15 protein-coding genes and 1 other RNA gene are annotated in these 15147 nt (G+C 65.3%); 4 read left to right on the top strand and 12 right to left on the bottom strand.

Annotation, left to right across the window (positions count from 1 at the left end):
- Window positions 1-34 precede the first annotated feature (34 nt).
- Together B447_RS16640 and B447_RS16635 are read right to left on the bottom strand one after the other, a co-directional pair.
- Window positions 35-1450 (bottom strand): hypothetical protein, encoded by a 1416-nt coding sequence (locus B447_RS16640; RefSeq protein WP_002943005.1) that lies wholly within the window; start codon window positions 1448-1450, stop codon window positions 35-37.
- Between the two features lie 29 nt (window positions 1451-1479).
- The gene (locus B447_RS16635) at window positions 1480-2322 is read right to left on the bottom strand and encodes a nitroreductase family protein (protein ID WP_002943004.1); all 843 of its coding nucleotides are present in this window, start codon (window positions 2320-2322) and stop codon (window positions 1480-1482) included.
- Window positions 2323-2602: 280 nt separating this feature from the next.
- On the opposite strand from B447_RS16635, the gene B447_RS16630 reads away from it, so the two are divergent.
- Window positions 2603-4294, top strand: a complete 1692-nt coding sequence (locus tag B447_RS16630; RefSeq protein ID WP_002943002.1) for an AMP-binding protein — start codon at window positions 2603-2605, stop codon at window positions 4292-4294.
- 207 nt (window positions 4295-4501) lie between these two features.
- Window positions 4502-4600: signal recognition particle sRNA small type (gene ffs, locus B447_RS22300), an RNA gene on the top strand.
- A gap of 60 nt (window positions 4601-4660) precedes the next feature.
- Here the strand turns inward: ffs and B447_RS16625 are convergent.
- On the bottom strand, window positions 4661-5563 hold the full coding sequence (locus B447_RS16625) for a ZIP family metal transporter (RefSeq protein WP_002943001.1): 903 nt from the start codon (window positions 5561-5563) through the stop codon (window positions 4661-4663).
- A gap of 212 nt (window positions 5564-5775) precedes the next feature.
- Between B447_RS16625 and argB the strand changes: the two genes are divergently transcribed.
- Entirely contained in the window at window positions 5776-6678 is a 903-nt protein-coding gene (gene argB / locus B447_RS16620) for an acetylglutamate kinase (RefSeq protein ID WP_002924686.1), read from the top strand.
- A gap of 72 nt (window positions 6679-6750) precedes the next feature.
- On the opposite strand, the gene B447_RS16615 is transcribed toward argB, so the two are convergent.
- Window positions 6751-7188, bottom strand: coding sequence for an Hsp20/alpha crystallin family protein (locus B447_RS16615; RefSeq protein WP_002924685.1), 438 nt, complete (start codon window positions 7186-7188; stop codon window positions 6751-6753).
- A 20-nt stretch (window positions 7189-7208) separates the two neighbouring features.
- Between B447_RS16615 and B447_RS22295 the strand changes: the two genes are divergently transcribed.
- Complete coding sequence (locus B447_RS22295; protein WP_332306969.1) at window positions 7209-7562, top strand: cysteine-rich CWC family protein; 354 nt, start codon at window positions 7209-7211, stop codon at window positions 7560-7562.
- Here B447_RS22295 and B447_RS16610 read toward each other — a convergent pair.
- From B447_RS16610 to B447_RS16575, 8 genes are all read right to left on the bottom strand, one after another.
- On the bottom strand, window positions 7501-7887 hold the full coding sequence (locus tag B447_RS16610; RefSeq protein WP_002942997.1) for a barstar family protein: 387 nt from the start codon (window positions 7885-7887) through the stop codon (window positions 7501-7503). The two genes, B447_RS22295 and B447_RS16610, sit on opposite strands and share 62 nt — an antisense overlap.
- Window positions 7884-8246 (bottom strand): ribonuclease domain-containing protein, encoded by a 363-nt coding sequence (locus B447_RS16605; RefSeq protein WP_002924683.1) that lies wholly within the window; start codon window positions 8244-8246, stop codon window positions 7884-7886. The genes B447_RS16610 and B447_RS16605 overlap by 4 nt, the downstream gene beginning before the upstream one ends.
- Window positions 8247-8302: 56 nt before the next feature.
- Window positions 8303-9949 carry a tetratricopeptide repeat-containing response regulator gene (locus B447_RS16600; protein ID WP_002942994.1) on the bottom strand — a complete coding sequence of 549 codons (1647 nt, stop codon included), beginning with the start codon at window positions 9947-9949 and terminating at the stop codon, window positions 8303-8305.
- A 150-nt stretch (window positions 9950-10099) separates the two neighbouring features.
- A complete protein-coding gene (gene aspS, locus B447_RS16595) occupies window positions 10100-11899 on the bottom strand; it encodes an aspartate--tRNA ligase (RefSeq protein WP_002942993.1) in 1800 nt (599 codons plus the stop codon).
- 94 nt (window positions 11900-11993) lie between these two features.
- Window positions 11994-12620, bottom strand: a complete 627-nt coding sequence (locus tag B447_RS16590; protein ID WP_002924678.1) for a DUF502 domain-containing protein — start codon at window positions 12618-12620, stop codon at window positions 11994-11996.
- A 40-nt stretch (window positions 12621-12660) separates the two neighbouring features.
- Window positions 12661-12924: an FmdB family zinc ribbon protein gene (locus tag B447_RS16585; RefSeq protein WP_002942990.1), complete on the bottom strand. Its 264-nt coding sequence runs from the start codon at window positions 12922-12924 to the stop codon at window positions 12661-12663.
- Window positions 12925-13053: 129 nt separating this feature from the next.
- On the bottom strand, window positions 13054-13905 hold the full coding sequence (locus B447_RS16580) for a prepilin peptidase (RefSeq protein ID WP_002942988.1): 852 nt from the start codon (window positions 13903-13905) through the stop codon (window positions 13054-13056).
- Complete coding sequence (locus tag B447_RS16575; protein WP_002942986.1) at window positions 13906-15138, bottom strand: type II secretion system F family protein; 1233 nt, start codon at window positions 15136-15138, stop codon at window positions 13906-13908.
- Window positions 15139-15147 lie beyond the last annotated feature (9 nt).

The following is a 15147-nucleotide window of genomic DNA, read 5'->3' as shown; positions in this document are numbered from 1 at the left end:
GCGCAGCGCGGTTGGCGTGCGCGCGGCCGTCGGGCTATTCGGTGTCGTAGCCCAGCAGTCGCGATTCGATGATGCGTTTTGCAACGCCCTCGGGCACATCGGCTTCCCACTCGCCGCGACCGCGGCGCAGGCCGGTGAGTACCTCGGCGATATCGATGTGGAGATGGCTGTCGTCACGCGGCTGCACGGCCACCAGCTTGTCGTTCGCCTTCAGGTAGGCCAGCAGGTGGCGCAGGTTCTCCGGTACCTGCACGTTGTCGAGGGTGACGGTGGCGGCGGCGTCGGTGCCGCGCGGACGCGAGGGGTAAACGTACACGTGGGTGTTGTCAGGGAAGAGCTTGCCGAAGGCCTCCAGGATGCCGCCCTCGAGACCTTCGTAGTACTTCTCATCGAACAGGAACTGGAAGTCGCGCACGGACAGCACGATGCCGATCGGCTTCTGCGTGTAGCGTCGCAGGTAGGCGCGCAGGCGGAAGAAGCGCACGTAGTCGGAGATCATCACCGTGTAGCCCTGCGAGGCGAGCAGGTCGATGCGGGCGAGGAAGTCGGCACCGTCAACGTTATCGCCGCTGATCAGCGAGTTCATCGTCACTTCCGCCAGCGACAGGATCTCGTTCTCGTCCACCGCGGCGAGCTGGCTGAACTGGCGCAGGCCGGCGCTCATCATGTCCACGTTGACGTAGGTCACCGGCTTGAAGCTGCCGCGCATCACCATCACGGGCTTGCGGTAGAAGAGCTCGCCCGGCACCACCACCTCGCCCTGCGGGTTGAACACCACCGCCCGCGTGAGCCAGCTGCGGATCAGGTGCAGGTTCATCAGGCGGTTCTCGACCTCCTCGAAGTAGGGGCCGGAGAAGTGGATGAGGTCGACCTCGATGCGCTCGGAGCCGAGCCCGTCGGCCAGACCCTCGACGATCCACTCCGGACTCTGGTGGTGGAAGAAGGCGCCGTGGATGAGATTGACGCCAAGGATGCCGAGCGCTTCCGACTGCAGCGCGTTGTCGTTGTCGAGCATGCGCACGTGCATGATCACGTCGCTCGGCTCGGCGCCCGGGTGCAGCTGAAGGCGGATGCCGACCCAGCCGTGGCATTCGTTCTTCTGCTTGAAGCTGCGCGCGGTGACGGTGGCCGCATAAGCGAAGAAGGTGGTGTTCTTGGCGCGCACGTGGGCGAGGCGGGCGACGACCTGGGTGAACTCCTTGTCCAGCATCTGCAGCAGGCGAGCGCGGCTCACGTAGCGGTCGACATGGCCGTAGATGTCGTCGCTCACCGCCATGTCGTAGGCCGACATGGTCTTGGCGATGGTGCCCGCAGCCGCGCCGACCTGGAAGAAGCGGCGCGCCACCTCCTGGCCGGCGCCGATCTCGACGATCGAGCCGTACTTGTACTTGTCGAGGTTGACTGCGAGGGCCTTCTGGTCGGTGGTCAGGGAAGTGTTGCGGCTGCGCATGGCGGTCTCCGGCGAATGCGGGCGGGGGATTACTTGAGCTTGAAGCCGAGTGCGTGCAGGGCCTCGACCAGGCGGTCGCGCCCGGAGAGGCTCTCTGGTCCGGCGATGCGCTTGGCGGAATGGACGTCCCAGGTGCCATGCACCTTCATCTGTTGTGCTTCGTAGAACCGCGCCATCGCCTGGTTGTAGGCTTCGACCCCGGCGTCCAGCGGGTCCTGGCAATAGCGTTCGTGATGCAGCACCACCGACTGCGCGGGGCGGGGCTTGACCGCTGCAGGCTTGGTGGGGTCGGGCCTGCCGACGCACATGCCGAACACTGCGAACACTTCGCTCGGTAGCCCGAGCAGCGTTGCAACCTGCTCGGGCTGGTTGCGCATGCCGCCGATATAGACGGTGCCCAGACCGAGCGACTCGGCAGCAGCCGCCGCGTTTTGCGCGGCCAGCGCGGCGTCGATCACCGCGGTCAGGAACAGCTCGGTGTAGTCGAGTCCTGCCGAGGGGCGTCCGAGCTGGGCGGCAACGTGTCTCAGGCGGGCGAGGTCCGCCAGCCACACCAGTTGCAGTGGGGCCTCGCGGACATGAACCTGGTCGCCGGCACAGTGCGCCAGCTGCGCGCGGGTGTCGGCGTCACGCACCGCCACCACCGACCACAGGTTGAGGTTGGACGAACTCGCGGCCGATTGCGCCGCGGCGATGATGGCGGCAAGTTCCGCCTCGCTGACCGGGTCGGGCAGATAGGCGCGCACCGACCGATGCGACAGGAGCTGCTCGATGAATGGGTTCAGCGCGTCGGCGGCAGGGCATGCTGTGCTGCCATAGCGCGCCTCCAGGCCTGGATGAGGTGCGCGATGGGGGCCAGGTGTGACGGACATGGGCGCTCCGCTCGAGTGGGCAAACCATGCGAGTATAGCGACTCTGCTGCGGCAGCCGAAGATAACTCGGCTCTCGTGCGCGTGCCGTGGATACGGCCGCTTGCGGTGGAGGGCAGAAATCCGGGCGCGATTTGATCTCGGTCGTTGCATTACGTTAACGTCAACGTAAAATTCCGGCCCTGGAGGCCGGCGTGACGACAGTGGATGCCCCTGGCGCAGGGGGTGACGCCGCCCCGGTCACGCAATATCGATTTCAATGACGTCCTGGAGAGGAGAGCACATGAGCGCTGTTACCGAGTTCCTGGCTGCACGCGACTTCCTGCTGCAGCATCGCAGCGACTACGCCACCGCCTATGCCGGCTTCAAGTGGCCGCAACTCAAGGAGTTCAACTGGGCGCTGGACTACTTCGACACCATGGCCAAGGGTAACGACAGCCCGGCACTGTGGATCATCGAAGAGGACGGCAGCGAGGCCAGGCTGTCGTTTGCCGAGATGTCGGCGCGCTCGAACCGCGTCGCCAACTGGCTGCGCAAGCAGGGCGTCAAGCGCGGCGAGCGCATCCTAATCATGCTCGGCAACGAAGTGCCGCTGTGGGAAACCATGCTCGCCGCGATCAAGCTCGGGGCAGTGGTGATCCCGGCGACCACGCTGCTGACCCCGGATGACCTGGTGGACCGCGTCGAGCGCGGCCAGGTCAAGCATGTGGTGATCGGCAAGGCGCACACCGACAAGTTCGAGAATCTCCCTGGCGCCTTTGGCCGCATCGCAGTGGGCGGCGCGCCCGCTGGCTGGAAGGCCTTCGAAGAGGCCGCGGCCGAATCCGACCAGTTCACCCCGGACGGCGTGACCCGCGTCGACGACCCGCTGCTGCTTTACTTCACCTCGGGTACCACCTCCAAGCCCAAGCTGGTGCTGCATACCCACCAGTCCTACCCGGTCGGCCACCTGTCGACGATGTACTGGATCGGCCTGAAGCCCAACGACCGTCACATGAACATCTCCTCGCCGGGCTGGGCCAAGCACGCCTGGAGCTGCTTCTTCGCGCCCTGGAACGCTGGTGCCTGCGTGTTCCTGTACAACTACAACCGCTTCAACGCCAAGGCCCTGCTCGACGTGCTGGTGAAGTACGAAGTCACCACCATGTGTGCGCCCCCGACCGTATGGCGCATGCTGATCCAGCAGGATCTGGCCGCGGTGAAGACCAAGCTGCGCGAACTCATCGGCGCCGGCGAGCCGCTCAACCCCGAAGTGATCGAGCAGGTGAAGAAGGCCTGGGGCATCACCATCCGCGACGGCTTCGGCCAGACCGAGACCACCGCGCAGATCGGCAACACGCCCGACCAGCCGCTCAAGCCTGGCTCCATGGGCCGCCCGCTGCCCGGCTACAGGATTGCCCTGCTCGACGCCGACAGCAAGCCTTCGGTCGAGGGCGAGGTCTCGCTGGTGATGGGCGAGCATCGTCCGGTCGGCCTGATGGTCGGCTACTCGGGTGATCCGGCCAAGACCGCCGAGGTCATGCGAGACGGCCACTACCGCACCGGCGACGTTGCCAGCATCGACGAGGAAGGCTACATCACCTACGTCGGTCGCGCAGACGATGTGTTCAAGGCCTCTGATTACCGCATCAGCCCCTTTGAACTCGAGAGCGTGCTCATCGAGCACCCGGCGGTGGCCGAAGCCGCAGTGGTGCCGAGCCCGGATCCGGTGCGCCTGGCTGTGCCCAAGGCCTTCGTGATCCTGGTCGCCGGCCAGGAGCCCAGCAAGGAGCTCGCCAAGGATATCTTCGCCTTCACCCGCGAACGCCTGGCCCCGTACAAGCGCATCCGCCGCCTGTCCTTCGCCGACCTGCCCAAGACCATCTCGGGCAAGATCCGCCGTGTGGAGTTGCGCAAGGCCGAAGAGGCGCGTGGCGAGGCGGCTCGCGGCGAGCTGGAGTTCTTCGAAGAGGACTTCCCCGAGCTCAAGGGCTGACGACGCCTGTGGCGAGCTTCCCCTAGCGCCCCCCGCGGCGCGTGCCGCCTTCAGACCCTCGCGGCTCGCGCCGCTCCCACCGGGGTAAGCGCGAGGCGAGGTGCTGTAGGAGCGGCGTGAGCCGCGAGCTGTTCAGCCGGGGAGAATCTCGCTGCCGTACATTGGCGGTCGCCCGGCGCGGCGTTGTGCTGCTACAATGCCAGCCGTGGCGGGTCTCCCCGCATTGCAGCGCGGTGAACCTGGTCAGGGCCGGAAGGCAGCAGCCACAGCCGTTTCCTGCAAGTGCCGGGGGTCAGGCTCGCCACCCTCATTCCTGAATGACGAAGGGCGCCCATTGCGGCGCCCTTCGTTTTTTCGTGCCCGTGCTCAGCCGAGCAGCGTGTCCATCACCATCATCAGCACGAAGCCCACCATCAGCCCGGCCGTGGCGAGTGTCTCATGGCCACGGCGGTGCGACTCCGGGATGATCTCGTGGCTGACCACGAACAGCATCGCACCTGCTGCGCCTGCCAGCCCCCAAGGCAGGATCATCGCCGACACCGACACCATCATCGAGCCGGCGATGGCAGCAATCGGCTCGATCAGCCCGGACATCGCGGCGACGCCGAAAGCCAGCCAGCGGCTGTAGCCGGCCGAGACCAGGGCGATTGCCACGATCAGACCTTCGGGGACGTTCTGCAACGAGATCCCTGCGGCCACTGCGTCGCCCGAACCGACTCCACTGCCATTGAGGCCTGCGGCCACGCCGATGGCCATGCCCTCGGGGACGTTGTGCACCGCGATCGCGAACACGAACAGCCACACCGCGCCGGCGCTGCGGCGGCCTTCGGGGGCATGGGTGTGGGGCAGGGCGCGGTCCATCGCCAGCAGCCCGCCAGCGCCGAGCAGCACGCCGAACGCGACCAGGGTGATGGCGCTGAGCGCCGACCCGGTTTGCGCCTGGGCAGCCTCGAAGGCAGGCAGCAGCAACGAGAAGATACTGGCCGCAAGCATCACACCAGCCCCGAAGCCAAGCAGGATGCCCTGCACGCTGGCGCCGATGCGCCGCACCACCAGCAGCGGTGCGGCGCCGAGCGCAGTGGCGGCTGCGGCCATCGCGCCACCGGAGACGGCACCGGACACCGGGAGTTCGAAGCCTTCGATGCTGCGCACGAACTGGGCGACGATCAGGGCAAGGCCGGTGAGGGCGATGAGCCAGCCACTGAGCGCGCGCAACGCGCCGGCCGGGCTGGCAGGCTGGAAATGCAGGCGGGCAACTTTGTCGACCATGATCGGGCTCCTCCACGAGGCGGTGAACGCCCCACACAGAATCAGTATGGAATTGCTGCGTTAATAGCTCCAATTAAATGATTTCAATTTGTCGATTACTTCAGGGTATGCGGAGGGGCGTGGCGACTCGATTTGTGCACTGCGGTTACGTGCTGCTTTCGGTTCGCACGGCGGGCCACTAGAATCCGGCTGTTCGCTCAAGGAGTTTCCCGATGACCCAGACCGCCCTCCAGCAAGACGTAACCCCCGCCCGCAAGGCCGAGATCCTGGCCGAGGCCCTGCCCTACATCAAGCGCTTCTTCGACAAGACCATCGTCATCAAGTACGGTGGCAACGCGATGACCGACCCTCACCTCAAGGACTGCTTCGCGCGCGACGTCGTGTTGCTCAAGCTGGTCGGTCTGAACCCGGTCGTGGTGCACGGGGGCGGCCCGCAGATCGAGAACCTGCTTGCCCGTGTCGGCAAGAAGGGCGAGTTCATCCAGGGCATGCGCGTGACCGATGCCGAGACCATGGAAGTGGTGGAGATGGTGTTGGGCGGTCAGGTCAACAAGGAGATCGTGAACCTGATCAACAAGCACGGTGGCAAGGCTGTGGGCCTGACTGGCAAGGACGCCGGCTTCATCCGTGCCAAGAAGCTGCTGATGCAGAAGAAGGATGCGCCCGAGGGAGACCTGATCGATGTAGGCCAGGTGGGTGAGATCACCGGCATCGATCCCAGCCTCATCGCCTTCCTGGACCAGGGCGACTTCATCCCCGTCATCGCGCCGATCGGTGTCGGTGAGGAGGGCGAGACCTACAACATCAACGCTGACGTGGTCGCGGGCAAGCTGGCCGAGATCCTCAAGGCGGAGAAGCTGGTGCTGCTCACCAACACCCCCGGCGTGCTCGACAAGGCGGGCAACTTGCTCACCGGGCTGACGCCGCGCCAGATCGACGATCTGGTGGCCGACGGTACGCTGTCGGGCGGCATGTTGCCAAAGATCGGTTCGGCGCTGGATGCGGCGCGCAACGGCGTGAAGTCGGTGCACATCATCGACGGCCGCGTGGAGCATTGCCTGTTGCTCGAGATCCTGACCGACCACGGCGTCGGCACGATGATCAAGAGCAAGTAAGCGCTCGCTTCCAGGTCAGCAAGAAAAACGGCGGCCTTGGCCGCCGTTACCTTACGCGAGACGCCGCGATACTCAGTCGATGGTCAGCCGCTTGGCCTGCGCCTCGGCCTTCTTCGGCAGCTTGAGTTCGAGCACACCATCGTTGAACCGGGCCGAAGCCTTGGCTTCGTCGATCTCCTGGCCAAGCTGGAAGCTGCGCGAGACCTTGCCGAAGTAGCGTTCGGTGCGCAGCACCTTCTCGCCGTCCTTGACTTCCTTCTCCTGCTTGCGCTCGGCACTGATCGACACCACAGGGCCGTCGATATGAACGTGGATGTCTTCCTTCTTCATTCCCGGCAGTTCGGCATGGACCTCGTAGGCGTCGGTGTTCTCCCGGACGTCGACCCGCATCTGCGGGGCGTCGGCACTCACGTTGGCGACGTTGCTGCCGCCGAAGTCGACCGGGCGAACGAAGAAGCCACGGAAGAAGTCCTCCAGCGGGTCGGGACGGCGGGTGAGGTTGTTGCTCATGGCGCGATCTCCTGTGTTCGATGTTTGCCGGTCGATCCCGGCCTCAACACGAATATAGGTGCTCGCGATCGCATTTCAAGACCGGCGAGTCCCCCAGTTGCAAGCCACTATCCAAAGGCGCTTCGAGCATGAATTCAAAGCCTGCACTTTCGACCAACCGCTGTCCGCGCTGCGCTGCGACGTTCACCTGCGGCATGCAGGCGGGCGAGGCTGCATGCTGGTGTGCAGCCTTTCCGTCGGCATTCGCGGTGCCTTCTGTGGGCTCCGTTGATCCGGCCTTGGGGTGCTACTGCCCGCGTTGCCTTGCTGAGCTCATCGATCAGAAGCGGGCGCTGCAGGGTGGGGCGGCGGCGACTCCGGCGCAAGATCGCTGAACACCACTTCGAAGGTGATGCCTTCTTCGGCCCACCACGCGGCGGCGGTGTCGAGGACCTCCACCGCGGTCGCCAGCGTTTCGGGGTCGGCCGCACGCAGTGCCTCGGCGTGGGTGAGGATGATTCGATAGCCGGGTGCCGGCAACCATGAAAGGTCGGTCAGGCAATCTGCCAGTGCATCCCAGTTGTGACCGAACCAGTCCGGGAACTGCAGCGCGCTGGCGAGGCGTGCGAGCAGCGTTGCCTTGTCCCTGCAGTCGTTGAGGTCGATGCGGCATTCGAGGGCCGCATCGGCGGCGTTGAAGCGTGGGGCGTCGGCTGTCATGGCAGTGCTTCGATCTGGCGGAAACTGCGGTAGTGGTCGGCGGTGTAGTAGAACACTTCGGGTGGATCGCCGCCGGTGACGATGCGGCGCGCGCCGCGATCGCGTGCGCCGGGCGTGGGGACCGTGTATTCGCGATAGTAGCCGCGTGGCTTGATGGGGAGCAGGCGCTCGCGATTCTGGAAGGTGGTGCCATCCTTGCGATACGGGAAGGGGCCGCCGCGCTGAATCAGGGCAAGCGTCTCGATTGCCTCCGCTGGCAGTCCTGCGTGCGAGGGCAGGGTGCTGCGAGAGTCGGCGGGTGAGCAGGCGGTGAGCAGGCCGAGCAGGCCAAGCAGCAGGAGCAAGCGACGAATCAGCATCCGGGTTACCTGATGGGGCAGCAAAAGGGGTAAGGAAAGGGGCAAAGAAAAGGGGGTCAGGCGGTGCGCGTCTTCTGCATCACGCGCTCGGGGCGGATGCCGTAGCGCTTGATCAGTTCGTGCATGAAGGCGGTGATGGCCGCCAGGCGCGGATTCGCGGGGGACAGGCGCTGGGCACGCTGAATGAGGTTGCGGGCCTGGACGGCGAATGCATCATTCCAGCCGCGGTGCTCGATGTGGCGCAGTAGCGCGAGGGCGGCATTGAACAGCACATGCGGATTGCCCGGCATCTTGCGGGCGGCGTTCATCATCTCGCTCACCGCGCCTTCGTAATCACCCGCGTGGGCTTTTTCTGCGCCCGTGGTGACAAGCGACTTCACCTCGGCCTGGATCTGAGCCTCGATTTCACGGGAGAGCTGGTCGAGGCCACGTGCCTTCAAGGCCGCGCGCGTCGTCTCGAGCGTGCGATCGTCGGCCGAGGTGCGCATCAGGTCGGCGAGCAGGGCGCTGCCCTGGTCGTCGAGCTGCTGGTCGAGGCAGGAACTGATCAGGTCCTGGCGCAATCCGACCGACAGCTCGCGAATACGGTCGCCGTGGCGCAGGGCGCTGACCATCGCCTGGCGGGCGGCGGCCTTGTCCTGCTGATGCGCGTGCAGCAGGGCGTTGCCAACGGCGGCGCACAGCTCGCCCTTGGCCTGCCTGCCCATGTTGCGTTCGAGGTCGCTCAGCGTGCTGCGAGCATCATCCACCTTCTGCTGTGCGAGCTGGGCCTGGAGCAGGCGGATGTGATCCTCGGGGTCGCGGAACTCCGAGTACTTGCCGCGCTGAACGACCTCGGCCAGGTTGCGCTCCGCGCTTGCCGCATCACCGGTCGATAGTGCAAGGGTACCCAACTGGCGCAGGCGGCGGCTGCGGTAGGGCGACAGGCTGGTCGCCTTCTCGAGGGTCGTGCAGGCTTGTTCCGGACGGCCGGTTTCCTCGTAGAGGCGCGCGAGCAGTTCGTAGGCCTCGATGAAGCGCTCGTGACGGGCGAGAACCTCGTCGAGCACGTGCTCGGCCTCGATGTAGGCCTTCCTGAGCAGCAGCATGCGGGCGAGGCCGAGCACCGCCCAGGGGATGCTGCGTGCGGACAGGATCTCGCGGTAGCGCGATTCGGCCTCCGCGACCTGGCCGATGCTGGCGTGCAGTTCTGCCTCCAGCCGCATGAAATCCACCAGAAGCGTCGGATGTTCGTCGCGCGCGATGCGGCAGTATTCGATTGCGCCCACCGGGTCGCCGATACGCATCAGTTGCCACGCGGGCAGGAAGGCATCGCGTTTTTCGAGTGCGCGCAGCAGCCGCACGCGAAGCGTCTCCGCGGTCAGCGGCTTGAGGATGTAGTCGTTGGGTAGCAGCTCGCAGGCGCTTGTGACGCGCTCGTAGTTGCGCTCGCCGGTGATCATCACGAACAAGGTGTCGAGCGGGATGATCTCGTGCTGGCGCAGGTCTTCGAGCAGGTGCTGACCATCCTGGCCATCGCCCAGGTTGTACTCGCACAGGATGAGGTCGAAGCGCTGCTCGCGCAGCTTGCGCATCGCCATCGTCGCCGACACGGCGAACTGCGGTGATTCGACGCCAATGGAGTTCAGCATCGTGCGCAGCTGCGTGCGCATCGTCGCCTGGCTCTCGACAACGAGAACATCGATCTCGTGGGGCAGCAGCATGGGGTGCTCGGTCTCGCGGTCAAAGGCACGATTGAGCGTGCAATGACCATAGATTACGGCAGCCGACGCAAAGGCTGAAGCCCCTGCGGCGGGAAATCGGGGACTTCCTCGCCGCAGGGGCTTCCGGTGGTGCTGTTGCGGCCTGTCGTCTCAGTCGCGGCCGATCTCGACATCGGTCTGCACCTTCTGGCGCAGGCGGATGTGCAGTTCGCGCAGCTGCTTCTCGTCCACGCCGCTCGGCGCGTCGGTGAGCAGGCACTGGGCGCGCTGGGTCTTGGGGAAGGCGATCACGTCACGGATGGATTCGGCGCCGGTCATCATGGTGACGATGCGGTCGAGGCCGAAGGCCAGCCCGCCGTGCGGGGGCGCGCCGTACTTGAGCGCGTCGAGCAGAAAGCCGAATTTGGCCTGCTGCTCCTCGGCGCCGATGTTGAGCGCCTCGAACACGCGCGCCTGCACGTCGGCGCGGTGGATACGCACCGAGCCACCGCCGATTTCCCAGCCGTTCAACGCGAGGTCGTAGGCCTTGGCCAGGCACTCTCCAGGGTTGGACTCGAGCAGGTCGATGTGCTCGTCCTTCGGGCTGGTGAAGGGGTGGTGGCAGGCGGTCCAGCGCTTGTCGTCCTCGTCGTACTCGAACATCGGGAAGTCGACCACCCACAGCGGGCACCAGGCTTCGCCCGTCACATAAGCCTTCTCGTGGCCGAGCTTGATGCGCAGCGCACCCATGGCGTCGTTGACCACCTTGGTCTTGTCGGCGCCAAAGAAGATGAGGTCGCCCGACTGCGCACCGGTGCGCTCGAGGATGGTACGCAGCGCGGTCTCGTGCAGGTTCTTGACGATCGGCGACTGCAGGCCCTGCTCGTTGGGCTGGGTGACGTCGTTGACCTTGATGTAGGCCAGGCCGCGGGCGCCGTAGATGCCGACGAACTTGGTGTACTCGTCGATTTCGCCGCGGGTGAGGCTGTTGCCGCCGGGAACACGCATGGCCGCCACGCGGCCGCCCGAGGTGGCGGGGCCGCTGAAGACCTTGAAGGCGACGTCCTGCACCGCGTCGGTGACGTCGGTGAGTTCCAGCGTCACGCGCAGGTCGGGCTTGTCGGAGCCGTAACGGCGCATCGCCTCGGCATAGGTCATGCGCGGGAAGGGCGCGGGCAGCTCGACCGCCATCGCTTCCTTGAACACGAAGCGGATCATCTCTTCTACCAGGGCGGTGATCTCGTGCTCGTCCATGAAGGACGTCTCGAGGTCGACCTGGGTGAACTCGGGCTGGCGGTCGGCGCGCAGGTCCTCGTCGCGGAAGCACTTGACGATCTGGTAGTAGCGGTCGTAACCGGCCACCATCAGCAACTGCTTGAAGAGCTGCGGCGACTGCGGCAGGGCGAAGAACTGGCCCGGGTGCACCCGCGACGGTACCAGGTAGTCGCGTGCGCCTTCCGGCGTGCTCTTGGTGAGCATCGGCGTCTCGACGTCGATGAAGCCGGCTGCGTCGAGGAAGCGGCGGAAGGCCATCGTGGTCTTGTAGCGCAGCATCAGGTTCTTCTGCATCTGCGGGCGGCGCAGGTCGATGACGCGGTTGGTCAGGCGCACCGTTTCGGACAGGTTGTCGTCATCGACCTGGAAGGGCGGCGTGGCCGCGGCGTTGAGCACCTCGATGTCGTGGCACAGCACCTCGATCTCGCCCGAAGTGAGGTTGGCGTTCTCGGTGCCGGCCGGGCGGCGACGCACCTTGCCGCTCATCTTGAGGACGAACTCGCTGCGCACCGATTCGGCAGTCTTGAACATGTCGGCGCGGTCGGGGTCGCACACGACCTGAACCAGGCCCTCGCGGTCGCGCAGGTCGATGAAGATCACGCCGCCGTGGTCGCGGCGGCGATGCACCCAACCGCAGATGGTGACGATCTGGTCGAGTTCGGCAGCGGTGACTTTGCCGCAGTAGTGAGTTCGCATGTGAAGATTCCGGGCAGGTTGTGCGGCGCAGGGCGCCGCTTCGATTCAATGGCTTGTGTTCGCTTCGGGGGGTTCCGGGCCTATCCCGCGCTCATCATTCGTTGAGCAGGGCGGCACGCGCCTGCGGCCTGCGCGGCGGCGGTGCGACCACCCCCATGGAGATGATGTACTTGAGCGCTTCATCCACGCTCATGTCGAGCTCGATGACGTCGGCGCGCGGCATCATCAGGAAGAAGCCCGAAGTCGGGTTGGGCGTGGTTGGAACATAGACGCTGACGTAGTCTCCGACCAGGTGCCTGGCCGCATCGCCGCCGGGCTGGCCGGTCAGGAAGGCGATCGTCCATGCGCCCTGGCGCGGGTACTGCACCAGCAAGGCCTTGCGGAAGGCCTGGCCGCTGCTGGAAAACAGGGTATCGGAGACTTGTTTGACGCTGTAGTAGATCGACTTCACCACCGGGATGCGGGCGAGCAGCGCCTCCCACAGCTTGACCAGCTTCTGGCCGAGCACGTTGGCAGCCACCAGTCCGGTGAGGAACACGATCAGCAGGCTTGCGACCACGCCGACGCCGGGGACGTCGAAGCCCATGTAGTCGCGCGGCTGGAAGCCGTTGGGCAGCCAGAGCAGGATTGCGTCGAGGGTGCTGACGATCCAGGCCAGCACCATGAAGGTGATTGCTAGCGGGATCCAGATCAGCAGCCCGGTGATGAAGTATTTTTTCACGTCGTGACCGTATCGATCCCGCTGTCTTGAGCGCGTGCGCTCAGTGGCAGGCGCAGCCACCGCCGGCACAGGCCGGTGCGGCGGGGGTTTCGGTCGCGGATGTCGCTGCCGGGGCGGTGCTGCCGCCCTTGAAGTCGGTGGCGTACCAGCCCGAACCCTTGAGCTGGAAGCCGGCTGCGGAGAGCAGTTTGGCGTAGCCCTGGCTGCCGCAGGACGGGCAGGTGCTCAGCGGTTGATCGCTCATTTTCTGCAGGTGTTCCTTCTGGAAACCACAGCTCGGACAACGGTATTCGTAGATGGGCATGACGAGCTCCCGAAAACAAGTGCGCAAGTCTAACGCAATGCAGCATAAGGAAAAAGCGCGCCGGGTAAGCCGCAGCGCGCTGGTGATATGGGGGTGCCCGCGGTGTCTTTCAAGCGCGCCGCGGGCGCCTCAGAGCAGACCCAGGTAGTGGCTGGTGAGCCGTTCGCCCCAGAACAGGGCGATCAGCCCTGCGGCTGCCAGGTAGGGGCCGAAAGGGATGGGGACGTTGCGGCCGTGGCGGGCGAACAGGATGAGCACGATACCTACCGCCGCACCGACCAGGGAGGACAGCAGGATGGTCAGAGGCAGTACCTGCCAGCCGAGCCAGGCACCGATCGCGCCGAGCAGCTTGAAGTCGCCATAGCCCATGCCCTCCTTGCCCGTGGCGAGCTTGAACAGCCAGAACACCGACCACAGCACCAGGTAGCCCGCCATGGCGCCCACCACGGCATCGGCAAGCTCGGTGTAGGTGCCGGCGAGGTTGAAGGCCAGGCCGAGCCAGAGCAGGGGCAGTGTGATGTCGTCGGGAAGAAGCTGGGTGTCGAGGTCGATGAAGGTGAGCGCGACCATTGCCCAGACGAAGAGCAGGGCGCCCAGCGCGGCGAGTCCGAATCCGAAGTGCCATGCCGCATAGCCCGACAGCAGCGCCGTACAGGCCTCCACGATGGGGTAGCGCTTGCTGATGCCGGCGCCGCAGTGTCGGCAGCGGCCACGCAGCAGGACGTAGCTGACCACGGGGATGTTCTCGAGTGCGCTGATCTGGTGGCCGCAATGAGGGCAGCGCGAGCGCGGCGTCGCGAGGTTGAAGCGCTCGCCTTCAGTGGCTGCCTCCCCGCGTAATTCCGCCGCCTGGGCATGCCAGTCGCGCTCCATCATCTTTGGCAGGCGGTGGATGACGACGTTGAGGAAGCTGCCCACGAACAGGCCCAGCAGTGCAGCGAGGCCTGCGAATACGAGCGGGTCTTGCAGCAGGGCCTCCATCTAGCCGACCACCGCGCCGATCTTGAAGATGGGCAGGTACATCGCGACGACCAGGCCGCCGATCACCGTGCCCAGGAATACCATGATCAACGGTTCGAGCAGTTGCGACAGGCCAGCGACGGCGTCGTCCACCTCCTGTTCGAAAAAGTCGGCGACCTTGCTCAGCATCGAATCGAGCTGGCCTGACTCTTCGCCGATCGACACCATCTGGACCACCATCGTTGGGAAGACCTCGGCGTTCTGCATGGCAATGGTCAGGCTGGTGCCGCTGCTGACCTCGGCTTGGATCTCGCGCGTCGCAACCAGATACACATGGTTGCCCGAGGCGCCGCCCACCGAATCGAGCGCCTCGACAAGCGGCACCCCCGCGGCGAACATGGTCGACAGCGTGCGCGTCCAGCGTGCGACCGTTGCCTTGCGGATGATGGGGCCGATCACCGGGAAGCGCAAAATGGCCTTGTCCAGTGCGATCTGCATGGCCGTCGAGCGTTTGTAGCTCCAGGCGATCGCCGCAATGGCTGCGAACAGGCCGCCAAAGATGAGATACCAGTAGGCAACGAAGGCATCCGAGATCGCGATCACCATCTCCGTTGGCGCCGGCAGGTCCGCACCGAAACCGGCGAACACGTTCTTGAACTCGGGAATGACGAACAGCATCATGATCGAGATCACCAGGCCGGCAACCACCACCACCGCAGCGGGGTAGAACAGCGCCGACTTGATCTTGCTCTTGATGGCGAGAATCTTTTCCTTGTAGGTCGCGATGCGGTCGAGCAGGGAGTCGAGGATGCCCGCCTGTTCGCCGGCGGCGACGAGATTGCAGAACAGCTTGTCGAAATGCTGAGGGTGCTTGGCAAAAGCCTGCGACAGGTTGGAGCCGGTCTCGACGTCGTTGCGGATATCGTTGAGCAGGCGCGAAAGCGCCGGGTTGGCCGAACCCTTCATGCCGATATCGAAGGCCTGCAGCAGCGGTACGCCGGACTTCATCATGGTGGCGAGCTGGCGGGTGAAGAGCGCGATGTCCTTGTCGCTGATGCGGCCACCACGAGACATCTTCTGCTTCTTGACCTTGCTGACCTGGATGCCCTGGCGGCGCAGCATCGCCTGGACCATGGCGTCGCCGTTGGCACGGATCTCGCCGCGAACGACCTTGCCAGTCTTGTCCTTGCCTTCCCAGGTGTACAGGTCTTCCTTGGGACCCTTGGCACGTGGTGCCCGGCTTGCTGTGGCCATGAGATCGGA

Source organism: Thauera sp. 27 (assembly GCF_000310125.2).
GTDB lineage: Bacteria > Pseudomonadota > Gammaproteobacteria > Burkholderiales > Rhodocyclaceae > Thauera > Thauera mechernichensis.
This window is presented reverse-complemented; position numbering and strand designations above follow the sequence as displayed.